Here is a 26,612-nt window from a genome sequence, read left to right on the forward strand (position 1 = left end):
ATAGGACGGAAGTGTAAGTCCACTGTAGATGGTCTTGGCCCGGTCGAGGCGAAAGCACCCTCGGCGAGAAAGCCCGTGAACCGTGGTCACGTGGTTTTCTCTTGTTGTTCCATGTCGGTTGACGTCGTGGTGCCGAGCAGGTGGGAGAGCGCGCCCGCGAGCTCCCGATGACGGAAGACGTGCCCCGCTTCGGTCAGACGATCCGGTCGTGCGTGATGGCTGGCGAGGGCGAGTTCGCCCGCTCCGGCGCGGCCGAGCAGCAACCGGGGCGCGAACTCGGGGACCCGCATCAGCGCCGGGCGGTGGAGGATCCGTCCGAGTACCCGCGTGTAGTCGGCGTTGCGGACCGGCTCCGGCGCGACCGCGTTGACCGGTCCGGCCATCGTTTCGTCGGTGAGGGCCCGGGTGTAGATGTCGGTCAGGTCGTCCAAGCCGATCCACGGCATCCACTGTGTGCCGTCACCGAGAGGACCGCCGAGACCCGCGCCGAACAAGGCGCGCTGCAAGCGCAGCAGGCCGCCGCGGGGGCTGAGGACCAAGCCTGTTCTGACAAGAACGACCCGCAGGCCTGCCTCGGACGCCGGTGCGGTGGCTGTCTCCCAATCCTCGACGACGTCCGCGAGGAATCCGTCACCGCGGGGGCTCGTTTCCGAGAGGATCTCGTCACCATGTCCGGTGCCGTAGTAGCCGACGGCCGAGGCGGACACGAAGACCCCGGGACCCCCGGTCGTCCGCGCGGCCAGCCCGGCGAGGACGCGGGTCGGCCCGACCCGGCTCTCCCGCACCGCGCGACGATGTCCGTCGGTGAACCGGCCCGCGATCGGCTCCCCGGCGAGATGGACCACGGCGTCCAAACCTTCGAGAAGATCTTCGGCGGGAGCGAAAGGATCCCAAGTTCGTTCTTCGGCGTCTCGCGCCGGACGTCGGACCAGCCTGACGACCCGATGACCTGCTGTGGTGAGGAAGGCGGTCAGGGCCGTCCCCACGAGTCCTCCGGCCCCGGTCACTCCCACGGTCAGCGGGCGGGAACGGTACCGTTGCTGTGCGGCGAGATCGGCGGCGAACTGACGATGCCGGTATGCGAACATCGACCGGAGGAAGGGTGCGGGCACCGGGGTGTCGACCACGTCGATCACCTCGGTCCGCCGCGGTCCGGCGGGAGCGAACCGGTGTGTGTGACGCCACCGCAGCAGAGGCGACAACACAGGATTGGCGAACACGTCGACGAACTGGCGCGGCGGATCGTATTCGGCCTCGTCGTGGGCGGCGATCCAGGTGACGCCGCCGGGAAAGACGAGTTCGGCGCGTCCATCGCGCAAGGAAGTGGCTTCGGCGCCGACACGGATCGGCTGCCAGGGCGGAGTCAGCCGGTGAATCGCCCCCGGCCGGGAGAACCAGTCGAAGACCTCGCCCAGTTCGGCGTCCACCACGCTGGAGAAAGTCAGCCCCACGTTCCCCTCCGAGGTCGGTTCACGGCATCTGTCATGGCAAAGCCTCGCCAGGCGCAGAGGAGAAGCGGACCTGTCGTGTTCTGAAGAACCGTCATCAGCACCATCGTGTTCTCGCCTGGGCTATGTGACATCACCGCCCAGACGGTTCCGGCGACGAGGTAGAACCCGAACAGCGCGGCGATCACCGAAGCGGACTTCCGCCTCCCGCTGTGCCTACTGTCCACAATGGTCACGATCAGCATCCCGTGGACGACGACGGGCACCACGATCACAGCCATCGGGCGAAGGAACGGATCGTCGACAACGAACAAGGACGCGGTCTCGATCGTCGCGGCGAGCGACAGCATCGTTCCACCGGCGGCGCACGTCCCGATGACCGCGCCGAGGGCCCGACCGCCCGGTACGGAGCCCGGCAACGCGGTCATCGGTCCGCGCCTCCCCCGGAATGCCCGTTGCGGCGGGCGACCTCGAGAGCGTGGGTCTCCTCCCGAGGATCTGGCTTCAGCAAAGTCCCGGACAGAGACCTGCCCGCCGAGCCGAGCTTGTTCATCTTCTTCGGCACCGACGCGCCCTGGTACTCGAGCGGCAGCGGGCCGAGCGGCTGGTGGATCTCGATGAACTCACCGTGCGGCAGGCGCTTGATGATGCCGGTCTCGACACCGTGCTCCAGCACCTCGCGGTCGGCCCGCTGAAGACCCAGGCAGATCCGATATGTCAGCGCATACGCGGTGGGCGGCACGAGGAGAAGCCCGATCCGGCCCGCCCAGGTGAGCGCGTTGAGCGAAAGGTCGAACTGATAAGCGAAGATATCGTTGAAACTCGACAGCGTGAGAACGACGTAGAAGCTGATCGCCATCACGCCCAGCGAAGTCCGGACCGGGACGTCGCGAGGACGCTGCAGCAGGTTGTGGTGCGCGGTGTCCTTGGACAGCTTCCGCTCCAGCCAGGGGTAGGACAGCAGAAGCGTGAGGAGCACCGCGATACCCACCGCGCCGGCGAAAAAGACGGGTGGAACCGTGTGGTCGCCGAGATACAACTCCCACGGCGGCCAGATCCGCAGCAATCCATCCGCCCACCCCATGTACCAGTCGGGCTGCGAACCCGCCGAGACCTGCGCCGCGTTGTACGGGCCGATGTTCCAGATCGGGTTGATCTGGAAGAGCCCCGACATCAGCGCGATGACGCCGGTGACCAGCGCGAAGAACGCACCGCCCTTGAGCGCGAAGACCGGCATGATGCGGACGCCGACGACGTTGGTCTCCTTGCGGCGCACGCCCGGGAACTGCGTGTGCTTCTGGTACCAGACCAGCGCGAGGTGCGCGCCCACGAGGGCGAGCATGATGCCCGGCAGCAGCAGGATGTGGATCGTGTACAGGCGCGGGATGATCTCGTTGCCCGGGAACTCCCCGCCGAACAGCGCCCAGTGGATCCAGGTGCCCATGACCGGCACCGACAGCACGATGCCCGACAGGGTCGCGCGGATACCGGTACCGGAGAGCAGGTCGTCCGGCAGCGAGTAGCCGAAGAAGCCCTCGAACATGCCCAGGACCAGCAGCAGCGCGCCGATGACCCAGTTCGCCTCACGCGGGCGCCGGAACGCGCCGGTGAAGAAGATCCGGAACATGTGGACCATCATCGAGGCGACGAAGATCAGCGCGGCCCAGTGGTGCAGCTGGCGGACGAACAGACCGCCGCGGACGTCGAACGAGATGTCGAGCGTGGTCGCGAAGGCCCGCGACATCTCGACGCCCTGCAGACCGGTGAAGCTGCCGTTGTAGACGACCTCCTCCATGGAGGGGTCGAAGAACAGCGTGAGGTACACACCCGACAGCAACAGGATGATGAAGCTGTAGAGGGCGATCTCGCCGAGAAGGAAGGACCAGTGGGTCGGGAACACCTTGTTGATCTGGTGCCGCATGCCCTTGGCCAGGTGATACCGGTCGTCGGCCCACTTCGCACCAGCGCCCGCGGCCTTCTCGGCCGGGTTCGTCCCCTTTGTCGGGGTGGTGAGTGAACTCATCGCACCTCCTCCACTCCCGGACACTGCCGAACACTGTCGCATCGCATCGATCCTGCATTGCTCCCGGTCACGATGATCGCGCATCGCCGTGCACACTGATACTCATGCATCGAATATGCATCGCATACCTGTGGCAGAGGCGCCTCACGGCAGCCCGTTCAACCGGGAGAGGCTGGAAGAGCGGTGGCCGCGGCGCGGGCTCAGACGCCGAGGGCGTGGACACCGCCGTCGACCATGATCATCGCCCCGGTCGTGGCCGGGAGCCAGTCCGACAGCAACGCGCAGACGCTCCGCGCTGCCGGATCCGGGCACATTGCGGCGGCGGGCACCGTCGAATGGATCCCGAAGACCAGGCTCCGCACGCGATCGCCTGTACCACCGCCGAGAACACCGATCCCGACGTCGTCAATTCCGGAGTGGTCCGCTTCCACGACAAGGGCTCCGGGCGGACCGGCATCGAAGTCGGCGTGCGCTATTCGCCGCCCGCAGGGAAACGGAGAGGCGGTCGCATCCTTGCCGGAGTATCCACAGCACAAGGTCGAGCGAGCCTGTGCCGAGTTCAACCGCATCGTCGAGACGCGCTGACGGGCAGGGTCCAGCCGCGGGATGACGAGTGTCAGGTCGTGGGTCGCCGACGGTTGTCCAGGGCGTCTTGCCGTACTTGCCCGGTGTGTTCGCTGATCGCGCCGAGGCGATCGGCGAGGTGGAGATGATCGGCCGTCAGGTGGTCTCGCATGTCCGCCAGTGGAGTCAGGAGATCGGCCACGTCGTTTTCGCCGAGTGCCGTGTTGAGCTTGTCGGCGCTCTTCCTGCCTTCCGCGCTCAGTCCTTCCACCGCGCCGGCTTGTCCGGCCACCTGCCGCAACATCGCCGAATTGCGCCGAGCCCATTCCGCGACAGCTCGATCGCCCGCGCGACGGTCACGTTCGGCGTCCACCCTCGCCTCCCCCGTCCGCTCGCCCCCGTCGGACGGCCTCAGCCGCAGGAACCGGCGTTCCGCCGCCTGACGGCTGGCGACTCCCAGCGCGGGGGCGAGCAGGGCCCAGCTGACCCCTTCCGCGCGGGCCGCCTCGATCAATTCCGGTTCCCAGGAGGCGAACTCCTCTCGTAGCACCCGTAAGGACTCCAGTGCGGCCAAGAGCGTCACCGGCTCGACAGCGCTGGAACGGGCAGTCATCACCACCTCGTACAGGTCACGCGACCGGCGCGTGAAGTCAGTCTCGACCATTGTCATCCTTTCGACGACTCCGATGTTGTCATCGCTTCGATGACATGTTAGAACAGAGGGGCGTGTTGACACCAGACAACGAACCCAGGAGGTGGAACCCGATGTTGATGCGCACCGACCCGTTCCGCGAGCTGGACCGGCTCTCCCAGCAGGTGTTCGGCGCCGCGAACCCGGGAACCTGGTCCAAACCGGCCATGATGCCGATGGACGCCTACCGCGACGGCGACGAATTCGTCGTCTGCTTCGACCTTCCCGGCGTCGCCGCCGACGCGATCGAATTGGACATCGAGCGCAACGTCCTCACGGTCAAGGCCGAACGGCGGCCCTCCCCAGGGAAAGACGTCCAGATGCAGGTCTCCGAACGTCCGCTGGGTGTCTTCTCCCGGCAGCTGTTCCTCGGCGACACTCTCGACACCGACCGCATCGCGGCCGGTTACGAAGCAGGCGTGCTGACCCTGCGCATCCCGATCGCCGAGAAGGCCAAGCCGCGGCGCATCGAGATCAGCGGCTCCGAGACCGACCGCAAGGAAATCCAGGCCTGAGCGCCGTGTCCGTGGTGGGACCGGCCGATCACCGGTCCCACCACGGACAGCCGTGGAAGAAAGGACACCCCCGTTGACCGCGTCGCTCCTCGCGCCGGCCCGGCACCCCGCTCTCGCCGCCCTCTGGGACTACCTCGCCGAAGTCACCGACGCCCTCGGGATCGGCCCCGAATCCTGCATCGTCGACCACGACACCCCCGTCTCGGCCTACGTCGCCCTCGACGGCAGGCTCCCCGGCCACCCCGACCGGGACGTCGCCCTGCTCTGGGACGAGGTCCACGGCTGGGCGATCGCGATCGAAACGCATTCCGGCGAAGATCTCATCGTCGTCTGCTACCTCGGCGGGAAGACCATCGCCCCGACGGCGGCCAGGGTCGCGCGCTTCGTCCAGGCCCTCCGCTCGGGCGATCGCTACGTCGGACAGCTCACACCGCCGTCACACCGCGGCGCCACCTGCCACGCCGACCTCGAACTGGCGCTCGGCAGGACGGAACCAAGAGGAAGACCATGCCGAACGAATCCTCGGTGAACGGGTACTTGGACGAGGTCAACGCGGCCTTGGCCGCATTGACCGAGACGCTGGAAACAGAATCAGGCGACGAAGAACTGCTCGACGCCGTCTGCGCCCAGGCGGTGCGAGCGATTCCGGATGCGGATCTGGCCAGTGTCACCGCGATCCACACCGGTCGGCCGCGGACCGCCGCCAGTACCGACGACCGCACCGAGGAGATCGATCGCGCCCAGTACGCCCTCGGAGACGGCCCCTGCCTGGAAGCGGCCCGCAGCGGCGAAATCGTCCGGCTCTCGATGCCGGCCGCGGACCAGGCCTGGCCCGATTTCGCCGCCACGGCACGGAAACTGGGAGTCGGCAGCTATCTCGCCGCGCCGCTGCACATCGACGAGACGCTTTCCGGCGCGCTGAACCTCTTCGGTTTCGGCGACCACGGTTTCCGCGACAGCGATTCGGAACTGCTGAAGCTGTACACCACGGTCGTCTCCTCCAGTCTCCGCGCCGCCCGCCGCTATCGCGACACCCGCAGGCTCGTCGTCCAACTCGAAGAAGCCATGCGTACCCGGGGCGTGATAGAGCAGGCCAAAGGCATCCTCATGGCCGTGCACAAGGTCTCGGCCGACGACGCGTTCAGGTTGCTCGTCACCGAATCCCAGCACAGCAACACCAAACTCCACGAGGTCGCCTCCCACTTCGTCCATTCCGTAGTCTCCGGCCACGAGAACCGGCTGGGAGCCGTCGAGAGCGGCTAGCCGCCCGGTGGCCCCGCTAGTGCGTCGACCGCGGTGGGTGCTGTGTACGCACCCACCGCGCTACAGGGCGGTCGGCTTTCCGTTGGTGAGGAAAAACTCCCGGTGGAAACCCTGCCGTTCGCGGGAAAGTGGCCAAGCCGACCGTATGAGCCGGACACGAGCACTCTTTGCAGGGAACTCGTATTCCGGTGGGCCCCGCACACGTAGGTCGTGTCATCGAAATGGAGCGCGCGGGGAATGTCGCGCTCACTTCGCCGATCGCGGTGTACCACTGAAGGTCCTGATGACGAGTGGATCCCGGTCGATCGATCCTTCGTCCCGATCGTCGCCGGCGACAAGGTTCGGCGACGACTTCCCTGGTTTCGAGCGGACATGGCGGGGTATCAGGAGGCGGACACGAAACAGGCCAGCACCCAAGGGAGGCGCTTGATGAGCACGATCACCAAGTCCGTCGATGTCGAGGCGCCGGTCAGCGACGTCTACAACCAATGGACCCAATTCGCCGACTTCCCCCACTTCATGGAAGGCGTGGAGCGGGTCGAGGAGCGCGACAACACCCACACACACTGGACCATCACCGTGGCAGGCGTTTCCAGGGAATTCGACGCCACCATCACCGAGCAGCACCCGGACGAACGCGTCGCGTGGAAGTCCGACGACGGCCCGAACCACGCCGGCGTCGTCACCGTGCACCGCCTCGACGAACACCAGACCCGGGTCACCGTTCAGATGGACATCGATCCCGAAGGATTCGTGGAGAACGTCGCCGACAAGCTCGGCATCCTCGACCGCCGCGTCCAAGGCGACCTCGACCGCTTCAAGACCTTTCTCGAAAACCGCGGCGGCTCCGAGACCGGCGCCTGGCGCGGCGACGTGCAACGCCCTGGCCAGTCCTAGCCCCGATCAGACCACCTCACCACACCAGGGTCGCTGCCCGACCAAATGGTGAGGAGGACGGCCGGTTCTCCCGACCCAGGCCGTTTGCACACGATGTGGCCGGTCCCTCGACACGGGGCCGGCCACATCGTCCGAAGTCCGAAACGCCTAGGCGGGCACGGTTCCCGAGAACTCGTGCCTGCTGATCGGTGCCCAAGGACCACCGAGGTAACGCCAGACGGCCAGGCCGGTCACCCTTGCCGTGCTGGGCGTGATCTCCTGCCGGAGGGTCGAGAGGGTAGCCGCGGCGGTGGCGGCGCCGACCTTGTTCTGGACTGTGACATGAGGCATCAAAGGTTGCCTGTCCTGGGGTGTGAGCCAACGGAGCCATCGGCTTCTCAGGCCACTGTGGACGGAAACCAGCTCGGGCGAGTCCAGCACGAGCGCGACCCCGCTCCCCAGCGACCGGACCCCGGTCACCGCCAGCGTGAACCGGCTTGTCTCGCCGGCCAGTACGGCACAGTCCCCGCCGACCGAGTCGAGATGGTCTCCAGGAAGAGTATGGAAAAGCGTGATGTGCGCTCCCACCTTGAGCCGGTCAGGCGGGAACCAGGTGCGGCGCAACCGGTCCCAGTACTCCTGGGTGTCCATGTCGACCGTGGCGGTGACCACCAATGGCAGCCCGGCCACGTCCGCTGGAATCCGCGACACGAAGGGGTCCTTCACTTTCGGCCGGTTCTCAACGCATAACGACGTTCGGCGTAGGCGAGGTCGTCCCGCCATAGCCAGGCGGACGCCCGGCGCAGGAGAGGACGTAAGACCGGCGCGATCCTGGTGGCCATCGCGAAACCGGCCGGTCGGACGTGGCGATGGTCGCAACGCCCGGAGCACTCGACGCCTGAAGTCCACTGTGGCTCTCCTGCCCGACGACAACGTCCACGACAGTCATTCTCAGGCCGCTGAAGCGATACCGCAACGCTTCGACAGCGGACCGGGTGTTCACAGAGTCGAGTGTCGGCAGGGCGAACATGTCGGACAGTTCAGCTCGTGCGGACTCCGGGCGTGCCCGAACTTCGCGGTCGCTTACTTGTCCTTGGCCGAGTTTTGCGCGGAGGGGTTCCTGTTCGTGGTCCTCCGGTGTTCTTGTCGGCGCTGGTTTCGTTCCTGACGTTCCTGCTCGCGGCGGCTGTAGGTCGCGCCGCGCACGGTCTCTTCGTCTTCCAAGCTCGATCCCAAGGCGCCGGCGACGATGCCGACCGAACTGCACAACCACACCAGGTTCAGGTACGAACCCACACCGACCGGGTGCCCGAGCGTCTGAGCGAGATAGCCGCTGTCGATCAGGACGGCCGCCGCGAGCAGCGCGAGCACGAACAGGATCGCGTACATGCACGCCACTCCGATCGCCAGCGTGGTCACCGTGGAGACGTTGTACAGCAGCGCTTTGCGTCGCTCGGCAGCTTCGGAAGGCTGGTCCCAGAGGTGGTTGTACACCGTCAGCCACACCGTCATGATCAGGACGGTGACCACCGTGATCGCTGTCAGCCTCAGCGGGGGCAGCGCGTCCGCGAGCTTCCAGAACGAACTGGTGATGATGCCGTAGGCCGCGGTGCCCGCCGCCGCCGCGGTGGCACCCGCGAGGTGCGGGACGAGCCGCCACGGACGGTTGTCTCGGACCATCCCGGCCAGCAGCCGGAGCCGGCCACGAAGCCCGACCAGGGCGACGTGTGTCGCGGACGGCGCTCTGTCATCGGCCAGGAACTGCGTAGGGGCCAGCGCCTCACGCAGCCATGCCGCGGCACCCTGCCCGCCGTGATCCCCGGACCGCCGTGACACCAACTGCCGCACAACGCGAACCAGTAACGCTCGTACTCGGCGCCGCACCAGGACGGCGCCCAGCGCGGGCAGCGAGATCATCGCGACACCGTGCTCGACATCGACACCGGCGACGATGGGTTTCGTCCCCGCACGCCGAGGCAGATCGGTGACCAGCACCAGCAGATCCCAGCCCCGGCGCTGACGGTGCCGCTCCGACAGCGTGCGCATGGGGATGTCACCGTCTTCGTCCAGCGGCAACTGGTCGACCTCGTGCTCCACCCGCCATCGCGTCTGCCCACTCACCAAAGCGGCGAAGGTTTCCGGTAGCTCGTCGACGATGGTGGTGATCACCTGCTCCGGCTGGCCTTCGTCGGCCAACACCCCGACGGCCACCTGGTGCGGCGCGTTCATGTGGTTTCCCCTCTCTCCTCGGCACCTGGTTTCCCCGACGGGTGCCGGCCAAACCAGCCGGGTCGGGCAGGGCGTCAGAGGGGCAGCGCGGGATGCCGGGAGGTCGCCACGCGGTAGGCCCGTGCCGGTGGCGTGCCCCGCCGTTCCCGGCGTGCCCGCGCGACCAGCACCAGCAGCCACGCCACCCCGATCGCCGCGATCAGGCCCTGCCCCACCCAGGTCAGCGTCGTGTACAGCCCGACCTGTGCACCGGTCGGCGCCGCAGGCAGGCCACGGGCCAGCAGTTCGTACTGCCACGACTGACCGGTCAGCAGAAGCGTGACGTAGAGGGAAATCACGGACATCGAGTCCCACAGCGCGTGCAGCAGCGAAACACCCAGATAGGCCAGGGCGAGCCGGGCGGTGAGGACGAAGTGGGCCCGGGTGCTCCACGCGAACAGGAGCCCGCCGAGAACGGCGGTCCACAGCCCGTGCCCGACCGGGGCCAGGATCCCGCGCAGCAGCTCGGTGGTCACCAAATCCGTCAGTGACAGTCCCTGAGGGGTGAACAGCGCGGTCAGCGCGTACCCGGCCGACTCCAGGGCGGCGAACCCGAACCCGACCGTCGCGCCGAGGATCAGCCCGTCGCGCATGGACTTCACGGCCAAGTGCCGGGTCAGCAAGGCGAGCGCGGCCAGTTTGACCGCTTCCTCGATGAGGCCGACGCCGACGTACAGCCACGCCGACGGGTACAGCAGATACGTCTCGAGCACCGATGCGCCGAGCACGCCGAGCACGCCGCCGACGATGAACGTGCGGAACACGAGTTCGGCGGTGATCTCGCCGGAGTCGCGGCGTTCGAACGCCCACGCCACGAAGGTCACCGGTACCAGGAAGCTGCCGAGCAGCACCAGGGTAGGGATGAGGTTGGGGTTTCCGGTCAGGTAGGTGACCAGCGCGGACAGGATCCACAGGACCAGGCCTGCTCCGAACATCCGGAGCCACATGCGTCGCTTCGGGCGTTCGGCGATCACACTCACCTGCGCCTCCCCCACCGCTCGCCGCGGCCGTGGGCGGCCGTGTCGATGAAAGTCCGGTACCGCGCCGCGGATCCGGGCTCCGCGACGTCCTCGAGTCCGTGTGGGCAGCGCAGTGACGACCACAGCGCGGCACGCGGTCTCGGGTCGTCGATGATGGAGCGGTACCAGGAAAACACCTCGCTCAGCAGGGTGTCGTCCATCGCGTACAGCACGGGCGGCGCGAGCCCGGTCAGCTCGAACAGGCCGTTGAGCGCGGTCAGCCTGTCCTCCACCCGGTGCACGAGTTCGAGCAGGCCATCGTCCACCTGCCCGACCTGGGACAGGTCGACCACCAGGTGCCGCGTGCCGGCGTGGATCAGCCCGGCGAAGTGCGCGGCCAGCAGGCGGAGTGCCCGCGCGTCGATCGATCCGCCGACCGTGACGACGGTGTAGTGGTCGTCGCGCAAGGTCGAGGTGACGGTGAAGTTGCCGGCGATGCCGGCGACGTCGAGTGGTGCGCCACGCGCCCGCCCGGTGAGGCGTTGCAGCTCGGCGAACGCGGCCACGTACGCCGGCTGATCGAGGTCGAGTGAGAGTCCGTTGACCATGCCTGACGCCCTTTCAGAGGAGCAGTTCGAATATCCGGAAGACCTGATCCCATTCGGCGGAGCCTGGGTTCTTCACGCGCGGGTCGATGATCTTGAACGCTTGGGCCAGCGCCACGCTGAGACCGCCGGCGATGGCCGGGAGCCGTGCCTCGGTGTCTTCGGAGAGCGCCATCCCGAGCGGGGGACGCGCCAGGAGCTGCTCGAGCAGCGGCGCGACTTCCAGGTCCTCCTCCAGTTTGGCGAATTCGTGCATGCGCTCCTGGAGTCCCTTGGTGACCGGCAGGTCGCTCGGCTCGATGACATCCCGCCCATTGGCCTTGGCCGTGGCTTTGGCGACCACGAAGAGATCGTGGATCTCGCGGTCCAGGAATTCGTCGTAACGTTTCAGATCGCTCTTGTCGACGTCCAGGCTCGCGGCCATCCGGAAGAACCGCTCGAACCTCGCCGCACCCATGACCGGCATCAGACCTCCTGTGAGAGATGTTCGTGGACGAACCGGACGGCCATGGCGCCTTCCCCGACCGCCGAAGCCACCCGTTTGACCGAGCCGTGGCGTACGTCCCCCACCGCGAACACCCCGGGCCTGCTCGTTTCCAGCACCAGTGGTGCGCGATGCACCCCGCGCCACAGGTCGGAGTCCCGGAAACCGGCGGCGTCGGCCCCGGTGCGGACGAACCCGTCCTCGTCGAGGGCGACCATCCCCGAAAGCCAGGCGGTGTGCGGGGAAGCCCCGATGAAGACGAACAACGCACGGGCGTCGAGGACGCGGCGCTCGCCGGTGCGGTTGTTTTCGACGACCACGGATTCGAGGGTGCCGCCGCCGACGAGCCCATGGACTTCGGTGTGGGCGAGCACGGTGATCCGCGGATGCCGTTCGACCTGGTCGACGAGGTAGCGGGACATGTTCGCGGCGAGGTCGCCGCCGCGCACCAGCAGAAAGACCTCCGGCGAACCTTCCGCGAGGAACACCGCCGCCTGGCCTGCCGAGTTGCCACCGCCGACCACGGCCACCGGGGAAGCCTGGCATCGACGCGCTTCGTGCAGAGTCGCCGCGTAGTAGATGCTGGACGCTTCGAACTTCTCGATGCCGGGCACGACGAGCCGGCGGTAGCGGGCGCCGGTGGCGATCACGACGGCCCGGGAAACGATCTCGATGCCCTCGTCGAATCCGACGGCGTAGTGGCCGTCGCGTGCTTCGAGCGTGCGCGCCTCGGCCGGGACGGCGACCCGCGCCCCGAACTTGGCCGCCTGGATCACTGACCGCTCGGCCAGTTCCGCACCGGAGATCCCCGGCGGGAAGCCGAGGTAGTTCTCGATGCGCGACGTCGTCCCGGCCTGGCCTCCTGCGGCCGTGGCGTCGAACGCCGACAGCCGCAACCCGTCGGACGCGCCGTAGACGACCGCGGCCAGCCCACCGGGCCCGGCGCCGACCACGAGCAGGTCCCGCACACCGTTTTCCGGTTCCGGCGGCCGCAACCCGATTTTCCCGGCCAGCTCGGCGGTGCTCGGGTTCCGCAGCACTTCGGCGCCGTTCGCCACGACCACCGGCGTATCCGCGACGGCGACGCCGAAGCGCCGTAGGAGCGCCTCGGCCTGCTGGTCCTTGTCGACGTCGACCAGCCGGTACGGGAGCCGGTTGCGCGCCACGAAGTCCAGCAGCCGCCTGGTGTCCGGGGAGTAGCAGGAGCCGACGATCCGCAGTCCGTTCCCGGCTCCGATGAGAAGCGTCCGGCGCACGAGGTAGGCACGCAGGATCAGGTCGCCGAGCAGCGGATCGCCGAGCACCAGGCGCAGCACCGCGCTCACCGGGATGGCGAGCACCTCGCCGGGCTCGGCGGCCACGGCGCCGACGAACGCGGGCTGCCCTTCGAGCAGTCCGAGCTCGCCCAGGAACCGTCGAGGCCCGTGCACACGGACGACCGCCGTGTCGTCCCCGGTTCCTTCGGTCACGGCGACCTTGCCGCTCAAGATCACGAAGAACTCGGACGGCCGCCCTCCCTGCGCGTACAGCACCTCACCGGCGTCGACCGGACGGCGTTTCCCCGCTTTGCCGAGCGCGCGGATCTGCTCGTCCGTGAGCCGGGGGAACGCGCCGCAGGTGTCCGGGGTCTCGGTCAGCGGCGCGCCGAGGTCGATTCCCGTCGAGGCGGTCATACGAATGTCTGATCGATGTAGCACCAGCGCCAGGACTCCCCTGGCTCGAACGAGCGCACGATCGGGTGCCCGATGGCGTGTGCGTGCTTGCCCGCGTGCTTCATCGGCGACGAGTCGCAGCAGCCGACGTGTCCACAGGTCAAGCACAGCCGCAAGTGCAGCCATGGCGTGCCGGCGGCCAGGCACTCCTCACAACCCTGCGGGGTTCGCGGCACAACGTGCCGGATGAACCCGAGATGCCGGTCGACGAGGTCGGTCATCGCACGTCACTTCCCTGATCCGCTTTGGCTTTCTGGGTGTTCTCCGGCCGTGCCAGCGCTTGGTCGAGCCACTCGCGAAGCACGTTCACGGGCGCGGCGCCCGGTTGCCGCGCGACGACCTCGCCACCGCGCAGCACCATGAGCGTCGGCACGGCCTTCACGTCGAACCGCTGGGCCAGCCCGGGTGCCTTGTCCACGTCGACCTTCACGAGCTTCACCTTTCCGGCCCGCTCCCGCGCCAGCTGGGCCAGCGCGGGGCTGACCTGTCGGCAGGGTCCGCACCAGGCGGCCCAGAGGTCGACCAGCACCGGCATCGTCGCCCGCTCCGCGACTTCCGCGAAGTCGGTCTCGCCTGCGTCGACGATCCAGGGCAGCGGCTCATGGCAGTGCCGCACTTCGGTTTGCCCGCGGCGGCCGCCGGGACCCGGTTCTTGTGGCCGCAGTGTTCACAGACGACCGTGTCGGTGCTCATGCCGCGGACCTCCCTTCGCTCCCGCTGTAGGTGACGACGAGTTCGCCGTCCTTGGCGTCGACGGTGATCACCAGTCCCTCGGTCGGTTCACCGCGCAGAAGCGTGCGCCCGATCCTGGTTTCGACCTCGTGGGAGATGTACCGGCGCAGCGGCCTGGCGCCGTACACGGGATCGAACCCATGCTGGGCGATGAGCTTCCGAGCCTCCGCGGTGAGCTCGACCGAGATGTCCAGTTCGGCCAGCCGGTGGCGCAGTTCGTCGAATTGCAGGTCGACGATCCGCTCGATCTCGGACCGCCCGAGCGGGGTGAACAGCACGATGTCGTCGACACGGTTGAGGAATTCCGGCCGGAACTGGTGCCGCAGCTCGGCCAGCACGGCGTCCCGGGCGTCCGGCTTGATCTCACCGGTGGAGGTGACCCCGTCGAGCAGGTGCTGCGAGCCGATGTTGGAGGTCATGATGATCACCGTGTTGCGGAAGTCGACCGTCCGGCCCTGCGCGTCGGTGATCCGTCCGTCGTCGAGCACCTGGAGCAGTGTGTTGAACACGTCCGGATGCGCCTTCTCGATCTCGTCGAACAGCACGACCGAGTAAGGCTTGCGCCGCACGGCTTCGGTGAGCTGCCCGCCCTCGTCGTAGCCGACGTAACCCGGCGGAGCGCCCAGCAGCCTCGAGACGGTATGCCGCTCCTGGTACTCGCTCATGTCGAGCCGGACCATGTTCTCCTCGCTGTCGAACAAGGCCGACGCGAGGGTCTTGGCCAGTTCGGTCTTCCCGACCCCGGTCGGGCCGAGGAAGATGAACGACCCGATCGGCTTGCGCGGATCGCGGATCCCCGAACGGGCCCGGATGATCGCGTCGGCCACCAGCCGGACCGCCTCGTCCTGGCCGATCACTCGTTCGTGCAGGATCTCGTCGAGCCGCAGCAGTTTTTCCCGTTCGCCTTCCTGCAACCGGGAAACCGGGATCCCGGTCCACGCGGCGACGATCTCGGCGATCTCCTCCTCGGTGACGACCTCGTGCAGCAACCGCTTCCGGCCCTGCTTCCCCGCCAGCTGTTCCTCCTCCGCGGCGAGCCGGCGCTCGGCTTCGGTGATCTCGCCGTAGCGCAGCTCGGCCGCGCGGTTCAGGTCGTAGTTCCGTTCCGCTTCTTCGGCTTCGTGGCGCAGCCGTTCCAGTTCGGACCGCAGCTCCTGGACCCGCCGGATCCCCTGGCGCTCGGCTTCCCATTGCGCCTTCTTCGAATCCGCTTCGGCACGAAGATCGGCGAGTTCTTTCTCGAGGTCCGCCAACCGCGCCTTGCTGGCCTGGTCGGATTCCTTGGACAGCGCGGCTTGCTCGATCTCCAGGCGGGTGACGCGCCGGGTGAGCTCGTCGAGTTCGGCCGGCATGGAGTCGATTTCCGTGCGCAGCCGCGCACACGCCTCGTCGACCAGGTCGATCGCCTTGTCCGGCAGGAACCGGTCGGTGATGTAGCGGTGGGACAGGGTCGCGGCGGCGACCAGCGCGCCGTCCTGGATCTTGACCCCGTGGAACACCTCGAGCCGCTCCCGCAGTCCGCGCAGGATCGAGATGGTGTCCTCGACGGAGGGTTCGTCGACGACGATCGGCTGGAACCGGCGCTCCAGCGCGGCGTCCTTCTCGATGTGCTTGCGGTACTCATCGAGGGTCGTCGCCCCGATCATGTGGAGCTCGCCGCGCGCCAGCATCGGCTTGAGCATGTTCCCGGCGTCCATCGCGCCCTCGGTGGCGCCTGCCCCGACGACCGTGTGCAGTTCGTCGACGAACAGCAGGATGCGTCCTTCTTCGGCTTTGACCTCGGCCAGCACGGCCTTGAGCCGTTCCTCGAACTCGCCGCGGTACTTCGCCCCGGCGACGAGCGCGCCCATGTCGAGCGAGAAGATCGTCTTGTCCCGCAAGCCTTCCGGCACGTCACCACGCACGATCCGCTGGGCGAGACCCTCGACGATCGCTGTCTTGCCGACCCCCGGGTCGCCGATCAGCACGGGGTTGTTCTTCGTCTTCCGCGACAGGATCTGGATCACCCGCCGGATCTCGGCGTCGCGGCCGATCACCGGGTCGAGCTTGCCCGACCGCGCGTCGGCGACCAGGTCCCGGCCGTACTTCTCCAGCGCTTCGTACGCGCCCTCGGGGGTCGCCGAGGTGACCCGCTGGTTACCCCGGATCCTGGTCAGCGCCGTCAAGAACGACTCGCGCGTCACGCCGTACCGGGTCAGCAGCCGCCCCGCGGCGGACTTCTCGCCCTCGTCGGCGAGCGCCAGCACGAGGTGTTCGACGGACACGTATTCGTCCTTGAGCCGCTTGGCTTCCCGTTCGGCGGTGTCCAGCAGGCCGGCGAGGCGCCGGGTGAGGTAGACCTGCCCCGGGGTGGCGCCGGGGCCGGTCACCTTCGGTCGCCGTGCGATCTCCGCTTCGACGGTTTCGCGGAGACCGTCGACGTCCGCGCCCGCCTGTTCGAGCAGCCGGGGCGCCAGGCCGTCGGACTGGTCGAGCAGGGCGAACAGCAGATGCTCGCCGTCGGTCTCGGTGTGGCCGTGGCGCTGTGCCACGCTCTGGGCTTCCTGCAGCGCTTCCTGCGATTTCCGGGTCAGCTTGCTCATGTCCATCGCCGGTGGCTCCTGACTTGGGCTTCGAGGACGTCGATGCGGTCCAGCAGGTCGAGCACGAGCCCGATGGACGCGTAGTTGAGGCAAAGGCCCGCGCGCAGGCGCTGGACACGCGCGAGGGTGTCGACGGCGGACGGCGCGAACCACAGCCGCCCGCTCGCGTCGGTGGTGCCGTCCACCAGGCTCAGCGCGACGAACCGGCGGATCAGCTCCGGGTGCAGCCCGCTTCGCGCGGCCACCGTGTCGAGGCTGAGCCGGACGGGACGGGTGAGCAGGTACTCGGCCATCAGGTCCTCCTCGGGTCGAAATCGGAGACCGCGGCGAGCTCTTCGAAGAGCTCGCGCTCCCGTTTGCCGAGCTTCTTCGGCACCATCACGCGCACCTCGGCGTAGAGATCACCCGGCTCGCCCTTGGGGTTGGGCATGCCCTCACCGCGCAGCCGCAGCCGCCGCCCGGTCGACGAGCCGGGCACGACCCGCACCTTCACCTCACCGCCGGGGGTCAGCACGGGAACCGTCGCGCCGAGCGCCGCCTCCCAGGGCGACACCGGCAGTTCGACCGTGATGTCGCGCCCGGACAGGCGGTAGCGACGATCCGGTTTGATCCGCACCACGAGGTAGAGATCACCGGGCGCGGCGTTCCCGGACGCCCTGCCGCCCTGGCCCGCGAGCCGGATGCGCTGCCCGTCGAGCACACCGGCCGGGATGTCGACGTCGTAGCCGCGCTCGCCCGCGACGCTCAAGTGCCTTCGCCCGCCCCGGTAGGCCTCCTCGACGGTCAGTTCGAGCTCGGCCTCCTGGTCGGCGCCGGCGATCGGGCCGCCGCCGGAGCCCCGGTCACGGAAGAACCCGCCCAGCAGATCCTCGATGTCGATGCCTTCGAAACCCTCGAATCCGCCGGCGAAGCCCGGATCCGCCTGTGCGTAGCGGACGCGGCCGCCACCCCGGCCGGCGTCACCGGCGTACACCCGCTCGCCGAAGTCGTCGGGCACGCGGCGGAAGTCCGCGCCGAACCGGTCGTACTTCTTGCGCTGCTCCGGGTCGGACAGCACCTGGTAGGCCTCGCTGATCTCCTTGAAGCGCTCTTCCGCGGCCGGGTCCGAGTTCACGTCGGGGTGATGCTGCCGCGCCAGTTTCCGGTACGCGCGCTGGATTTCGTCGGCGCTCGCGGTCTTGGCGACACCGAGGGCCTGGTAGAAATCGTTCGCCACCGGTCATCACCCCTGGGACTTGGACACCGTCACGGCCGTCGGCCGCAACTGGTGCCGGTCGGTCCCGTAGCCGGGGCGCACCACGCCGGTCACGGTGTTCGGTTCGGTGGCCGGGTCCTCGACGACGGCGACGACCTCGTGCCTGTTCGGGTCGAACCGAACCCCGGTTTCCTCGTCACGCGGATACCCGAACTCGGCGAGCAGCCGGACGGCTTGATCCCGGATCGCGTGGACGCCCTGCACAATGGCCGACGGATCCGACTCCGCGTGCGCGAGCGCCAGCTCGAGGTTGTCCAGCACCGGAAGCCAGGCCGCCGCGACCCGCGCCCGCTCGGCTTCGGTCTCCCGCCGCAGATCCGTGACATGGCGCTTGCGGATGTTCTCGAGGTCGGCCACGGCGCGCCGCCACCGATCCTCGAGCTCGGCGAGCTTCTCGTCCGCCCCGGTCTCCGGTGCCGGCGTCTCCTGGGGGCCGGACACCGTGCCGGGCTCGGCGGGGTTCTCCTGCTCCTCCGCCTTTCCTGTGGTGGCCATCGATCCGCCTCACGCCCGGTCGAAATCCGCGTCGATCACGTCGTCCTCGTCGGCTGTTTGCCGTGGACCGCCATCGCCGTTGCCGCCGCCACTCCCCCGGGGCGCGCCGAGCCCGGCCAGCACCTGCTGCAGTTCCGAGGTCAGCGACCGCACTCGGTCCAGGGGCGCGGCGTCCTTCACGGCCTCACGCGCCTCTTGGACGAGCATCTCCGCCCGTGCCTTCTCATGCGGCGGGGTGGTGTCCGTGATGGCGCGTTCTACCTGGTAGGCGGCCGAGTCGAGCAGGTTGCGCGCGTCGATCTCCTCGCGCAGCCGCTGGTCCTCGGACCGGTTGCGTTCGGCCTCGGCGACCATGCGGTCGACCTCCGCCTGGTCGAGGTTCGAGCTCTCGCTGATCGTGATGCCCTGCTGCGCGCCGGTGTCCTTGTCCTTCGCGGTGACATCCAGGATGCCGTTGGCGTCGACGTCGAAGGTGACCTCGATCTGGGGCTCGCCCCGCGGTGCCGGCCGGATGTCGGTGAGCTGGAAGCGGCCGAGCACCCGGTTGTCGGCGGCCCGTTCCCGCTCGCCCTGGAGCACCACGACGTCGACCGCAGGCTGGTTGTCCTCCGCGGTGGAGAACACCTCTGTCCGCCGCGCCGGGATCGTCGTGTTGCGCTCGACGATCTTCGTCATCACGCCACCGCGGGTTTCCACGCCGAGGGACAGCGGGGTGACGTCGAGCAGCAGGACGTCCTTGACCTCGCCCTTGAGCACACCCGCCTGCACGGCCGCGCCGAGTGCGACGACCTCGTCCGGGTTGACGCTCATGTTCGGGTCCTTGCCCCCGGTCAGCCTGCGGACCAGGCTCTGCACGGCCGGGATCCGGGTCGACCCGCCGACCAGGATGACCTCGTCGATGTCGTTCGCGGTCACCTTCGCGTCGGCCATCGCCTGCTGGACCGGGCCGAGGCACCGCTCGACGAGGTCCGCGGTGATCTGCTCGAACACCGAACGCATCAAAGTGGTCGTGAGGTGTTTCGGACCGTCCTTGTCCGCGGTGATGAACGGCAGGCTCACGCTGGTCTGGCTGACCGAGCTCAGCTCGACCTTCGCCTTCTCCGCGGCTTCGAAAAGCCGTTGCAGCGCCTGCGGATCCGACCGCAGGTCGATGCCGTTGTCCTGCTGGAACTGGTCGGCGAGGTGGTCCACGATCCGGCGGTCGAAGTCGTCGCCGCCGAGGTGGGTGTCCCCGGCGGTCGACCTGACCTCGACCACGCCGTCACCGACATCGAGCAGGCTCACGTCGAAGGTGCCGCCGCCGAGGTCGAACACCAGGACCGTCTCGTGGGCCTTCGAGTCGAGCCCGTAGGCGAGCGCGGCGGCGGTGGGCTCGTTGATGATGCGCAGGACCTCGAGGCCGGCGATCTTGCCGGCGTCCTTGGTGGCCTGCCGCTGGGCGTCGTTGAAGTACGCCGGCACCGTGATGACGGCCTCGGTCACCCGCTCGCCGAGGAACTTGCCCGCGTCGTCGGCGAGCTTGCGCAGGACCTGCGCGCTGATCTCCTCGGGTGAGTGGAGCTTGTCGCGGATCTTGAACCGGACGACGCCGCCCGGCCCGTCGACGACGTCGAAACCGACCGCCTTGGCCTCGTCACCGATTTCGTCGAACTTCCGGCCGATGAACCTCTTCGCCGAGTAGATCGTGCCCTTGGGGTTGAGGATCGCCTGCCTGCGGGCGAGCTGGCCGACCAGCCGCTCCCCGGTTTCGGTGAACGCGACCACCGACGGGGTGGTGCGAGCGCCCTCGGAGTTGGCGATGACCGTGGGCTCCCCGCCTTCCCAGACGGCGATCACCGAGTTGGTCGTCCCCAGGTCGATACCGACCGCCTTGGCCATCACGCATCTCCCGTCATCTTCGCGAGCAGGTTCTTGGCTTCACCGGCCACCTCTTCGTCGGCGACGACCTCGTAGCGGGTGGGCGTCATCGCCCGGACCGAGGCGAAGTCACGGCGGCCGCCCTGAAGCGCGTGCATGACCAGACCGAAGATCGCGCCGATCACCGCGCCGAACACGAGGCCGTAAACGGCCAGTGTGAAGGCCGCCAGCAAGGGCGTGAACCAGTTGAAGATCCCGAACAGCCAGCCGATCAGCAGCCCGGTGAGCGCGCCGGAACCGGCTCCGCGCAGCGCCGCGCCGCCGTAGTTCAGGCGTCCGACGACCTGCTCGACCAGCTTGACGTCCGAGCCGATGATGGCGACCCGCTCGACCGGGAAGCCGTTGTCCGACAGATAGTCGACGGCACGTTCGGCTTCGCTGTAGTTTGCGTAGGACGCGATCGGGCGGCGCTGGTCCGAAGTGCTGGGATCCGTCGAGTGACGCGGTGATGGCGCCTTGGCGCCGTGCTGCGTGCTCATCGTCCGACTCCTAGACGTTGGCGGATTCTTCTCGGGAAGCTTTTTCGGCGATCCGGGGCTTTTCCGCCGTCTCGGAACCACCACTGATTTCGACCTTGCGGGGCTTGCTGGCTTCGGCGACCGGGATGTCGAGCGTGAGCACGCCGCGGTCGAACTCCGCGGCCAGCCGTGTGCTGTCCAGGTTGTCGCCGAGGAAGAACTGACGGCTGAACTCTCCTTGCGGCCGTTCGTCGACCAGCAGTTCGTCACCTTCACGGCGGAGCGGGGCGCGGCGGGCGTGCACGGTGACCACGTTGCGTTCCACCGTCAGGTCCACATCGCCGGAGCCCACTCCCGGCAGATCCAGGGCGACGACGAACCGGTCGTCGCGGCGGAAGGCCTCCATCGGCATCGCCCGCGGGCCGCGCGCGCCGGTCAAGGCCTGCTCGGTCAACCGTTCGAGATCGCGGAACGGGTCGAAACGCATCAGTGTCATGACTCTCCTCATTCCTCGTCCGGGTGCTTGTCGCGAAGAGACCGACCACGCCGGAAAGGTCGCGAGACCTGCGGTAGCGGTGATCTCTCGACATGACCCCACAGTGGCAAGGACGGCGGTGCCCGCGCGTGCGCCTGGCAGGTCGAATTTCGCGCCCCCGATCGACCCGGCAGAACAGGATCAATCGCTGTAGCGTTCTAGGTAGCCGATGGTCGGAGGTCCGATGGCACCCGCGCAGGCGGGCGACGGAGCCCACGAATTTCCACAAAGGACGGATGACTGGTGGCGTGGCCGGCAGTCGACTCTGAGTGGGCTGTTCGCGGTCTCGACGATGATGATCGACGGCCGGAAAGCCGACGACATCCTCCGGCTGGCCGCCGCCTCGGTCTCGTCGTTGAGCAGTTGCGGTGCCAGGGCGGTGTACCTGTTCACCGCCGGCGGACTCCGCCGTCGTGACGACACGGAGCCGGACGCGGAGCTCGACCGGCAGGTCAGGTTCCTCGACGGCGTCAGCGGCCCGCTCGTCCTCCCCGATGGCGACTGGTGCTGGGGCTTCGCGCTGCGGGGACCGGACGGCCTGCTGGGGTATCTGGTGGTGTACGCGGCGGTGGAGCCGTCCAGGGACGAGTTCTTCCTGCTCGAAGCACTCGGCCAGCAGACGGCGGGTGCCTTGGTGAACGCCTCGCTTCACCGACGGGAGCGCGAGCACGCGCTCGAACTGCAGGAGCTCAACGGCAGGCTGTCCGCCTCGGTCGCCCGGCTCGAGCAGCAGACGCGCGTGCACGAGATGCTCAGCGACCTCTCCGTGTCGAGTGCGGGCGAGCCCGGCATCGCCCACGCGGTGCACCGGTTGACGTCGTTGCCGGTCGCGATCGAGGACCGGTTCGGCAACCTGCGGGCCTGGGCCGGGCCTGGCAAGCCCGATCCGTACCCGAAGCCCCAGGCCCCCCGGCGCGGGGAACTGCTCAGGCGGGCCGCGGCGGTTCCGCACCCGGTCCGTGAGAGGGATCGGGTGCTCTCGCTGGTCAAACCGCGGCACGAGGTGCTCGCTGTGGTGGCTCTCGTGGACCCGCGCCACACCGTGGGCACCCACGAGATGTTCACCCTCGAATACGCGACGACGGTGCTGGCCTTGGAGCTGTCCCACATGCGCAATCTCGCCGAAGTCGAGTTGCGTCTGCACCGCGACCTGGTCGATGACCTGATCACCGGCACCGACGACGAGAGTGCCTACGCGCGCGCCGACGTGCTCGGGCACGACCTGCGTGGTGCGCATTGCGTGATCGTCGTCCGCTGGGATGGAGTGCAGACCGATGACGCCGTCGCCGAGGCCGTGGGCCGAGCGGCCGCATCGCTCCAGCTGAGCTCGATCGTCTCGCGGCACTCGGGTCTGGTGGTGCTCCTCGTCAGCGGGTGCCCGGAAGCGGACGTGCTGTACCGCCTGCTTTCGGAGAACCTCGGTGGCGCGGGTGCGGCCGGGATCGGTGGCCGCTGCGACCGCCCCGGTGACTTTCCGAGGTCCTACTCGGAAGCGATACGGGCGTTGGACATCCGCCGGAAATCGAGGTCGCCCGATGGTGCGACGACCTTCGACCAACTGGGCCTCTACCGCATTCTGGACAACGGGGGAAATCGCGACGAAATCGTGGCGTACGTGCGGGAATGGCTGGGCAAGCTGCTCGACTACGACGAGCACAAGAACACGGACCTGGTGCAGACGCTGTCGCAGTACCTCGAATGCGGCGGGCACTACGACGAGACCGCTGCCACGCTGGTGATCCACCGCAGCACCCTGCGCTACCGGCTGGGCCGGATCCGGGAGATCACGGACCTGGACCTGAATGACGTCGACAGCAGGTTCAACCTGCACGTGGCCACCAGAGCCTGGAAGGTGCTGGGAGGCTCGTTGTGAACGGCGAGTGAGCAGCCCCTCGCCCCGGTTTCCAGCGCCCGTTCTCGAGACTTCAAGTCAGCTTCGACGCCAGCACATCGAGCTGCGCGATGTCGGGTGCCTTCGCGAACAGCTCGTCGGCCCTCGCCCCGAGTACCTGACCGACCTTGCCCTGCAGATGGGCCGTGCGGCCGGCGGCGTCGGGAAAGAAGTCCACGATCGCGTAAGTCGTCGGTCCGAGCTTGACGGCGAACCAGGGGTAGGTGGCCGGCTCGTCCTCGACCAGCGAGCGACCGGCGTTGAGGAACTCCTCGACGTCGGCCTCCTTGCCCGGCCGCGCCTCCAGCGTCACCAGCAGTCCCACCGTGACCGACATGCCTGCCTCCTGCGGTTCGTTCGATCTCTGCGGAGGTCAGCATCGGGCAGTATGCGCGGGCGGCGCATCAGCCCGCCAGGCCCGGTATCGAGCGTAGTTGTCGACCTGTCAGGCCAGCCCTCAGCTGGCGGCTGCCTCCCCGGCGGTCCCCACGATCACCCAGCTCATCCACACTTTCGGACCCGGCAGTGTAAGCATCCGCTGACCATCCGGGGCACAGGTCGCGAACCCCCACTGCTGGAGCCATCTTCGGCTACGCTGCCGTTCGTGCCCGAACAGACATGGCCCGCCGATCCTGAGACGACCGTCATCGAATACCGGACCGGCCGGTGGGCGTTCATCGGCGGGCTGGCCCTGCTCGTCGTCTTCGGGTTGGCCGCCGTCTTCCCGGACGTCGGGCATCCGTCAGCTTCATCGAGAGCGAAGAACATCCCCCCGGCCGCCGCGTCACTTCTCTTCGGCGCGCTCGCGCTGGGCGGCCTGCTGGTCATGATCGGCTCCGTCCCCCGCATGCATCGCTTCGCCGTCGATCAACGGGGACTGTGGTGGCGAGCCGGTCGCAAATCCGATCTGATCGCATGGGAAGAGCTGCGTGCCGTACGCGGACGGGAACCGCGCCCGCCGGTCAAAGGCGCCCCGAACTCGAAACCCGTGCTGCCGGCCCTGGTGTTCACCCCCGCGGACGGTCGTTTCGCGACCCGCCACAGCATGCTGGTGAAGCCCCTGCCGGACGCCAACCCGGAAGTGGAGCTGAGACTGCCGAACTTCGCCACGGTCCGGCAGCTGACCCAGGAAATCACCAGAGTCCGGCCGGACCTGCTCCACTGACGCCAGGTAGGCAGCACGGCCGCGATGTCGACGACCAGTCGGTTGCACCCTGGCAGCAGGGCAATACTGGTTCGGGTTGGTCGTCTGCCTTCGCCGACGTCGCGAAAGCCCCCGGCCAACGTGTGAGCGAGCGACCGAACACGCCACATTTGCCTTACTTCTCAATACATGCGGGAAGATCGATCGTCACCTGGGACAGTCCGAAGAGGACACGTTGTCGTCTCTGTGATCAGCCACTTTTCCTGTTTGGACAGTACCGATCGACCACACCGTCTACCCTTTCCGATCATCAAGTCGGTGCCGATGTTCCCCGATCCGATGACGGCGACTTTCGCTTTGCTCACCCCAGTTCTCCTTCGGTCGCGAAGCCGACCCGCACCGAACCGAGGCCGGAGATCTCGCCGTGGAAGACGTCGCCCGGCGCGACGGGGACCATCGGTCCGAGCGCGCCTGGGCTGATCAGCACGGAAAATGCGGACCTCACTGATCCGGGTGCTCAGATCAGGTCGAGTCACGCACCACCGGATGGTCCGGAAACTTCCCAGATCACGTACGGCAGAACGGGTCTATCTCACCTCAGCCTGAACCAGCCCGTGCAGCGAAGACCAGGAGATCTAGCCAACCACGACGTCCAGCACGAGAGCTGGACCAAGGCGTTCTGACCGATCTAGATGCTCGCGCCCTTCCCGCGTGCATCGCCACGCCAGCTATTGACAGCCTGCACGTTCGCAGGGTTCATCGACACCCACATCATCGAGGCGGGGATACGGCTTAGGACTGATGTCGGAGTGAAGGTGCACGACGTGTTCGCCGACACGGCGACCACTCGATGACGACTAGAATCAACGTACGCCTTGCCTTCTGATACGGTTTACGGATGATCTCCCGTATCACGGTAGATTTCCTGCACGGAGGGGTAGTCGTCCCCCTCGGACACATATTCATGGTGGATCTTCCACGGCACAGAGTAATCGGCCCGCTTCGGCGGGTCTTTCTTGCGTTCCCGGTACGGCCAGGTCGTCTAGACTGATCATGGTCACGCCCTCCCCGCGTACGGCAGTCCGGGGAGGTGTGTCGTGACCCGCCCGATCTCGTCAGTGTCCTTGCCCGGCACCATCCCCTCCTACACCCGGGCCCGGCCGCCGTTGTCAGCCCCGGTTCCGCTGGAGCTTCCGACCCTACGCACGCCGGGCGGGGCCGGTGGGCCGCGGTTGTCGATCGCGGTGCTTGACGCGGGTGGCCGGTTGCAAGACAGGGGCGCGGTCGCGGCCCTGGGCTGGAGTACGGGTGACCGGCTGCTGATCACGCTCGTCCAGACGTCGGTGGTGATCCACCGACGCGCTGATGGCGTGTTCGTCATGCCCCGCAAGCCCTACGTCTGCCTGCCCGCGACCGTCCGCAGGGCCTGCGGCGTCGACGCAGGAGCCCGCATGCTCCTGGTCGCCGACTCCGAGCACGACGCCCTCGTCGTCCACCCCGAACCCGCCGTGCAGGCGATGCTCCGCACCTTCCACGCCACACTCGCCACCACCGAGGAGGCATCATGACCACCTCCGCCAGCCCGCAGGACCTCGAAACCGCCCGCCTGCTGCTGAACCGCCTCGGCGTCGACCCCGCCGAACTCCTCGCCACCAGCGCCCCGGAGGATGGCCCGTCGCAGCGGCGGCCCATGCCGACGATCCGGGAGTGGATTCCCGTCGTCGCCGCGCTCCTGTCCCCCAGCACCGCCGCCTCCTACGGCTCGTACTGGGCGAAGGCCGAAGCGGTGTGCCATGGAAATCGAGGGGCTCCGCTCCACGATTCTTCGCCCTACCGACCCGGCCACATCGCTGCGGCTGCTGTGGCGCCGCACGCCCACGAACGAGATAGAGCTAATCGAAGTCGCCGCACCTAACCAGCTCACGCATTAGGCCGTGTATCGAAATTGCAGGCCGGGGCGTGCGGCAGAGCGGCTACTTAGAGCGTGTCTTACGTGGTGATCGGTGGCTGATGCGTCATGATCTTGGTCGTGGTTGATCGGTTGTCGTTGCGTCTTGTGCCTGATGAGCTGTGGGAACTGGTGGAGCCGTTGCTCCCCGCGTTCACGCCGCGTCCGCAGGGTGGCGGGACCGCGCCGTTGAATCCGCGGCAAGTGTTCACCGCGATCGTGTACGTGCTGACCAGCGGATGTGCTT

The 26,612-nt window shown here is 67.9% G+C and carries 30 protein-coding genes and 2 pseudogenes; 9 read left to right on the forward strand and 23 right to left on the reverse strand.

All coding sequences use genetic code 11. The features are described 5' to 3' along the window. Positions 1 to 86: 86 nt before the first annotated feature. The 5 genes and pseudogenes from B0293_RS20895 to B0293_RS20915 form a co-directional block, all read right to left on the reverse strand. Entirely contained in the window at positions 87 to 1,451 is a 1,365-nt protein-coding gene (locus B0293_RS20895) for a TIGR01777 family oxidoreductase (RefSeq protein WP_005165395.1), read from the reverse strand. After that, positions 1,442 to 1,876 (reverse strand): hypothetical protein, encoded by a 435-nt coding sequence (locus B0293_RS20900; protein ID WP_005165394.1) that lies wholly within the window; start codon positions 1,874 to 1,876, stop codon positions 1,442 to 1,444. Before B0293_RS20900 ends, B0293_RS20895 begins: the two co-directional genes overlap by 10 nt. Next, positions 1,873 to 3,471: a cytochrome bc1 complex cytochrome b subunit gene (gene qcrB, locus B0293_RS20905; protein WP_077241351.1), complete on the reverse strand. Its 1,599-nt coding sequence runs from the start codon at positions 3,469 to 3,471 to the stop codon at positions 1,873 to 1,875. Before qcrB ends, B0293_RS20900 begins: the two co-directional genes overlap by 4 nt. Before the next feature lie 200 nt (positions 3,472 to 3,671). Continuing rightward, positions 3,672 to 3,779: pseudogene (locus B0293_RS43120) on the reverse strand (enoyl-ACP reductase FabI); the annotation flags it as partial. A gap of 308 nt (positions 3,780 to 4,087) precedes the next feature. Beyond that, positions 4,088 to 4,699 carry a hypothetical protein gene (locus B0293_RS20915; RefSeq protein WP_005158812.1) on the reverse strand — a complete coding sequence of 204 codons (612 nt, stop codon included), beginning with the start codon at positions 4,697 to 4,699 and terminating at the stop codon, positions 4,088 to 4,090. 101 nt (positions 4,700 to 4,800) lie between these two features. On the opposite strand from B0293_RS20915, the gene B0293_RS20920 reads away from it, so the two are divergent. The 4 genes from B0293_RS20920 (at position 4,801) to B0293_RS20935 (ending at position 7,401) form a co-directional block, all read left to right on the forward strand. Then, positions 4,801 to 5,241 (forward strand): Hsp20/alpha crystallin family protein, encoded by a 441-nt coding sequence (locus tag B0293_RS20920; RefSeq protein WP_005158814.1) that lies wholly within the window; start codon positions 4,801 to 4,803, stop codon positions 5,239 to 5,241. A gap of 73 nt (positions 5,242 to 5,314) precedes the next feature. Continuing rightward, complete coding sequence (locus B0293_RS20925) at positions 5,315 to 5,770, forward strand: DUF6292 family protein (protein WP_245191964.1); 456 nt, start codon at positions 5,315 to 5,317, stop codon at positions 5,768 to 5,770. After that, positions 5,749 to 6,504, forward strand: a complete 756-nt coding sequence (locus tag B0293_RS20930; RefSeq protein ID WP_005158819.1) for a GAF and ANTAR domain-containing protein — start codon at positions 5,749 to 5,751, stop codon at positions 6,502 to 6,504. Before B0293_RS20925 ends, B0293_RS20930 begins: the two co-directional genes overlap by 22 nt. Positions 6,505 to 6,933: 429 nt before the next feature. Next, complete coding sequence (locus B0293_RS20935; protein WP_005158832.1) at positions 6,934 to 7,401, forward strand: SRPBCC family protein; 468 nt, start codon at positions 6,934 to 6,936, stop codon at positions 7,399 to 7,401. A gap of 147 nt (positions 7,402 to 7,548) precedes the next feature. On the opposite strand, the gene B0293_RS20940 is transcribed toward B0293_RS20935, so the two are convergent. The 16 genes from B0293_RS20940 to B0293_RS21010 form a co-directional block, all read right to left on the reverse strand. Next, positions 7,549 to 8,091, reverse strand: coding sequence for a 2'-5' RNA ligase family protein (locus B0293_RS20940; RefSeq protein ID WP_245191965.1), 543 nt, complete (start codon positions 8,089 to 8,091; stop codon positions 7,549 to 7,551). A gap of 11 nt (positions 8,092 to 8,102) precedes the next feature. Next, complete coding sequence (locus tag B0293_RS44325; protein WP_005158838.1) at positions 8,103 to 8,222, reverse strand: DUF5914 domain-containing protein; 120 nt, start codon at positions 8,220 to 8,222, stop codon at positions 8,103 to 8,105. Positions 8,223 to 8,463: 241 nt separating this feature from the next. Then, positions 8,464 to 9,609: a hypothetical protein gene (locus tag B0293_RS20945; protein ID WP_005158841.1), complete on the reverse strand. Its 1,146-nt coding sequence runs from the start codon at positions 9,607 to 9,609 to the stop codon at positions 8,464 to 8,466. A 74-nt stretch (positions 9,610 to 9,683) separates the two neighbouring features. Continuing rightward, positions 9,684 to 10,628 carry a PrsW family intramembrane metalloprotease gene (locus B0293_RS20950; protein WP_005158845.1) on the reverse strand — a complete coding sequence of 315 codons (945 nt, stop codon included), beginning with the start codon at positions 10,626 to 10,628 and terminating at the stop codon, positions 9,684 to 9,686. Continuing rightward, complete coding sequence (locus tag B0293_RS20955) at positions 10,625 to 11,215, reverse strand: STAS domain-containing protein (RefSeq protein WP_005158848.1); 591 nt, start codon at positions 11,213 to 11,215, stop codon at positions 10,625 to 10,627. Before B0293_RS20955 ends, B0293_RS20950 begins: the two co-directional genes overlap by 4 nt. A gap of 13 nt (positions 11,216 to 11,228) precedes the next feature. After that, positions 11,229 to 11,678: a DUF1931 family protein gene (locus B0293_RS20960; RefSeq protein WP_005158850.1), complete on the reverse strand. Its 450-nt coding sequence runs from the start codon at positions 11,676 to 11,678 to the stop codon at positions 11,229 to 11,231. Further along, positions 11,678 to 13,369 carry an FAD-dependent oxidoreductase gene (locus tag B0293_RS20965; protein WP_005158852.1) on the reverse strand — a complete coding sequence of 564 codons (1,692 nt, stop codon included), beginning with the start codon at positions 13,367 to 13,369 and terminating at the stop codon, positions 11,678 to 11,680. The genes B0293_RS20960 and B0293_RS20965 overlap by 1 nt, the downstream gene beginning before the upstream one ends. Then, positions 13,366 to 13,629 (reverse strand): ubiquitin carboxyl-terminal hydrolase 14, encoded by a 264-nt coding sequence (locus B0293_RS20970; RefSeq protein ID WP_005158855.1) that lies wholly within the window; start codon positions 13,627 to 13,629, stop codon positions 13,366 to 13,368. Before B0293_RS20970 ends, B0293_RS20965 begins: the two co-directional genes overlap by 4 nt. Further along, a complete protein-coding gene (gene trxA / locus B0293_RS20975; RefSeq protein WP_005158857.1) occupies positions 13,626 to 14,024 on the reverse strand; it encodes a thioredoxin in 399 nt (132 codons plus the stop codon). Before trxA ends, B0293_RS20970 begins: the two co-directional genes overlap by 4 nt. Positions 14,025 to 14,097: 73 nt before the next feature. Then, entirely contained in the window at positions 14,098 to 16,728 is a 2,631-nt protein-coding gene (clpB, locus tag B0293_RS20980; RefSeq protein WP_005158859.1) for an ATP-dependent chaperone ClpB, read from the reverse strand. Then, the gene (locus B0293_RS20985; protein WP_005158862.1) at positions 16,719 to 17,015 is read right to left on the reverse strand and encodes a chaperone modulator CbpM; all 297 of its coding nucleotides are present in this window, start codon (positions 17,013 to 17,015) and stop codon (positions 16,719 to 16,721) included. Before B0293_RS20985 ends, clpB begins: the two co-directional genes overlap by 10 nt. Further along, on the reverse strand, positions 17,015 to 17,938 hold the full coding sequence (locus B0293_RS20990) for a DnaJ C-terminal domain-containing protein (protein ID WP_005158864.1): 924 nt from the start codon (positions 17,936 to 17,938) through the stop codon (positions 17,015 to 17,017). Before B0293_RS20990 ends, B0293_RS20985 begins: the two co-directional genes overlap by 1 nt. A 6-nt stretch (positions 17,939 to 17,944) precedes the next feature. Next, positions 17,945 to 18,472, reverse strand: a complete 528-nt coding sequence (locus B0293_RS20995; RefSeq protein ID WP_005158868.1) for a nucleotide exchange factor GrpE — start codon at positions 18,470 to 18,472, stop codon at positions 17,945 to 17,947. A 9-nt stretch (positions 18,473 to 18,481) separates the two neighbouring features. Beyond that, on the reverse strand, positions 18,482 to 20,350 hold the full coding sequence (gene dnaK, locus B0293_RS21000) for a molecular chaperone DnaK (protein ID WP_039918415.1): 1,869 nt from the start codon (positions 20,348 to 20,350) through the stop codon (positions 18,482 to 18,484). Then, the gene (locus B0293_RS21005) at positions 20,350 to 20,868 is read right to left on the reverse strand and encodes a general stress protein (RefSeq protein WP_005158873.1); all 519 of its coding nucleotides are present in this window, start codon (positions 20,866 to 20,868) and stop codon (positions 20,350 to 20,352) included. The genes dnaK and B0293_RS21005 overlap by 1 nt, the downstream gene beginning before the upstream one ends. A gap of 10 nt (positions 20,869 to 20,878) precedes the next feature. Further along, positions 20,879 to 21,343, reverse strand: coding sequence for an Hsp20/alpha crystallin family protein (locus tag B0293_RS21010; protein WP_005158875.1), 465 nt, complete (start codon positions 21,341 to 21,343; stop codon positions 20,879 to 20,881). Between the two features lie 331 nt (positions 21,344 to 21,674). Between B0293_RS21010 and B0293_RS21015 the strand changes: the two genes are divergently transcribed. Continuing rightward, complete coding sequence (locus B0293_RS21015) at positions 21,675 to 23,255, forward strand: PucR family transcriptional regulator (RefSeq protein ID WP_005158878.1); 1,581 nt, start codon at positions 21,675 to 21,677, stop codon at positions 23,253 to 23,255. Positions 23,256 to 23,307: 52 nt separating this feature from the next. Here B0293_RS21015 and B0293_RS21020 read toward each other — a convergent pair whose 3' ends face one another. Beyond that, positions 23,308 to 23,610: a putative quinol monooxygenase gene (locus B0293_RS21020; protein WP_005158880.1), complete on the reverse strand. Its 303-nt coding sequence runs from the start codon at positions 23,608 to 23,610 to the stop codon at positions 23,308 to 23,310. A gap of 267 nt (positions 23,611 to 23,877) precedes the next feature. Between B0293_RS21020 and B0293_RS21025 the strand changes: the two genes are divergently transcribed. Further along, on the forward strand, positions 23,878 to 24,438 hold the full coding sequence (locus B0293_RS21025) for a hypothetical protein (protein WP_005158881.1): 561 nt from the start codon (positions 23,878 to 23,880) through the stop codon (positions 24,436 to 24,438). Positions 24,439 to 24,778: 340 nt separating this feature from the next. On the opposite strand, the pseudogene B0293_RS44685 reads toward B0293_RS21025, so the two are convergent. Beyond that, positions 24,779 to 24,889, reverse strand: a pseudogene (locus tag B0293_RS44685) (2-keto-4-pentenoate hydratase); the annotation flags it as partial. A gap of 625 nt (positions 24,890 to 25,514) precedes the next feature. Between B0293_RS44685 and B0293_RS21030 the strand changes: the two are divergent. The 3 genes from B0293_RS21030 to B0293_RS21040 all read left to right on the forward strand — a co-directional run. Next, positions 25,515 to 25,985: a hypothetical protein gene (locus tag B0293_RS21030; protein ID WP_245191966.1), complete on the forward strand. Its 471-nt coding sequence runs from the start codon at positions 25,515 to 25,517 to the stop codon at positions 25,983 to 25,985. Next, positions 25,982 to 26,332, forward strand: a complete 351-nt coding sequence (locus B0293_RS43945; RefSeq protein WP_005158888.1) for a hypothetical protein — start codon at positions 25,982 to 25,984, stop codon at positions 26,330 to 26,332. Before B0293_RS21030 ends, B0293_RS43945 begins: the two co-directional genes overlap by 4 nt. A 114-nt stretch (positions 26,333 to 26,446) precedes the next feature. Beyond that, positions 26,447 to 26,612: transposase (locus B0293_RS21040; RefSeq protein ID WP_143254616.1), on the forward strand; the 166-nt coding region annotated here is incomplete at its 3' end.

The sequence above is a fragment of the Amycolatopsis azurea DSM 43854 genome (assembly GCF_001995215.1).
Taxonomy (GTDB): Bacteria; Actinomycetota; Actinomycetes; order Mycobacteriales; family Pseudonocardiaceae; genus Amycolatopsis; species Amycolatopsis azurea.

What these genes read in the sequence shown, in the direction of transcription:
- B0293_RS20900 (WP_005165394.1), bottom strand. Translation starts at nt 1,876, where the DNA reads ATGACCGCGTTGCCGGGCTCCGTACCGGGCGGTCGGGCCCTCGGCGCG.
- qcrB (WP_077241351.1), bottom strand. Translation starts at nt 3,471, where the DNA reads ATGAGTTCACTCACCACCCCGACAAAGGGGACGAACCCGGCCGAGAAG.
- B0293_RS20915 (WP_005158812.1), bottom strand. Translation starts at nt 4,699, where the DNA reads ATGGTCGAGACTGACTTCACGCGCCGGTCGCGTGACCTGTACGAGGTG.
- B0293_RS20920 (WP_005158814.1), top strand. Translation starts at nt 4,801, where the DNA reads ATGTTGATGCGCACCGACCCGTTCCGCGAGCTGGACCGGCTCTCCCAG.
- B0293_RS20930 (WP_005158819.1), top strand. Translation starts at nt 5,749, where the DNA reads ATGCCGAACGAATCCTCGGTGAACGGGTACTTGGACGAGGTCAACGCG.
- B0293_RS20935 (WP_005158832.1), top strand. Translation starts at nt 6,934, where the DNA reads ATGAGCACGATCACCAAGTCCGTCGATGTCGAGGCGCCGGTCAGCGAC.
- B0293_RS44325 (WP_005158838.1), bottom strand. Translation starts at nt 8,222, where the DNA reads ATGGCCACCAGGATCGCGCCGGTCTTACGTCCTCTCCTGCGCCGGGCG.
- B0293_RS20945 (WP_005158841.1), bottom strand. Translation starts at nt 9,609, where the DNA reads ATGAACGCGCCGCACCAGGTGGCCGTCGGGGTGTTGGCCGACGAAGGC.
- B0293_RS20955 (WP_005158848.1), bottom strand. Translation starts at nt 11,215, where the DNA reads ATGGTCAACGGACTCTCACTCGACCTCGATCAGCCGGCGTACGTGGCC.
- B0293_RS20960 (WP_005158850.1), bottom strand. Translation starts at nt 11,678, where the DNA reads ATGCCGGTCATGGGTGCGGCGAGGTTCGAGCGGTTCTTCCGGATGGCC.
- B0293_RS20965 (WP_005158852.1), bottom strand. Translation starts at nt 13,369, where the DNA reads ATGACCGCCTCGACGGGAATCGACCTCGGCGCGCCGCTGACCGAGACC.
- B0293_RS20970 (WP_005158855.1), bottom strand. Translation starts at nt 13,629, where the DNA reads ATGACCGACCTCGTCGACCGGCATCTCGGGTTCATCCGGCACGTTGTG.
- clpB (WP_005158859.1), bottom strand. Translation starts at nt 16,728, where the DNA reads ATGGACATGAGCAAGCTGACCCGGAAATCGCAGGAAGCGCTGCAGGAA.
- B0293_RS20985 (WP_005158862.1), bottom strand. Translation starts at nt 17,015, where the DNA reads ATGGCCGAGTACCTGCTCACCCGTCCCGTCCGGCTCAGCCTCGACACG.
- B0293_RS20995 (WP_005158868.1), bottom strand. Translation starts at nt 18,472, where the DNA reads ATGGCCACCACAGGAAAGGCGGAGGAGCAGGAGAACCCCGCCGAGCCC.
- dnaK (WP_039918415.1), bottom strand. Translation starts at nt 20,350, where the DNA reads ATGGCCAAGGCGGTCGGTATCGACCTGGGGACGACCAACTCGGTGATC.
- B0293_RS21005 (WP_005158873.1), bottom strand. Translation starts at nt 20,868, where the DNA reads ATGAGCACGCAGCACGGCGCCAAGGCGCCATCACCGCGTCACTCGACG.
- B0293_RS21010 (WP_005158875.1), bottom strand. Translation starts at nt 21,343, where the DNA reads ATGACACTGATGCGTTTCGACCCGTTCCGCGATCTCGAACGGTTGACC.
- B0293_RS21015 (WP_005158878.1), top strand. Translation starts at nt 21,675, where the DNA reads ATGATGATCGACGGCCGGAAAGCCGACGACATCCTCCGGCTGGCCGCC.
- B0293_RS21020 (WP_005158880.1), bottom strand. Translation starts at nt 23,610, where the DNA reads ATGTCGGTCACGGTGGGACTGCTGGTGACGCTGGAGGCGCGGCCGGGC.
- B0293_RS43945 (WP_005158888.1), top strand. Translation starts at nt 25,982, where the DNA reads ATGACCACCTCCGCCAGCCCGCAGGACCTCGAAACCGCCCGCCTGCTG.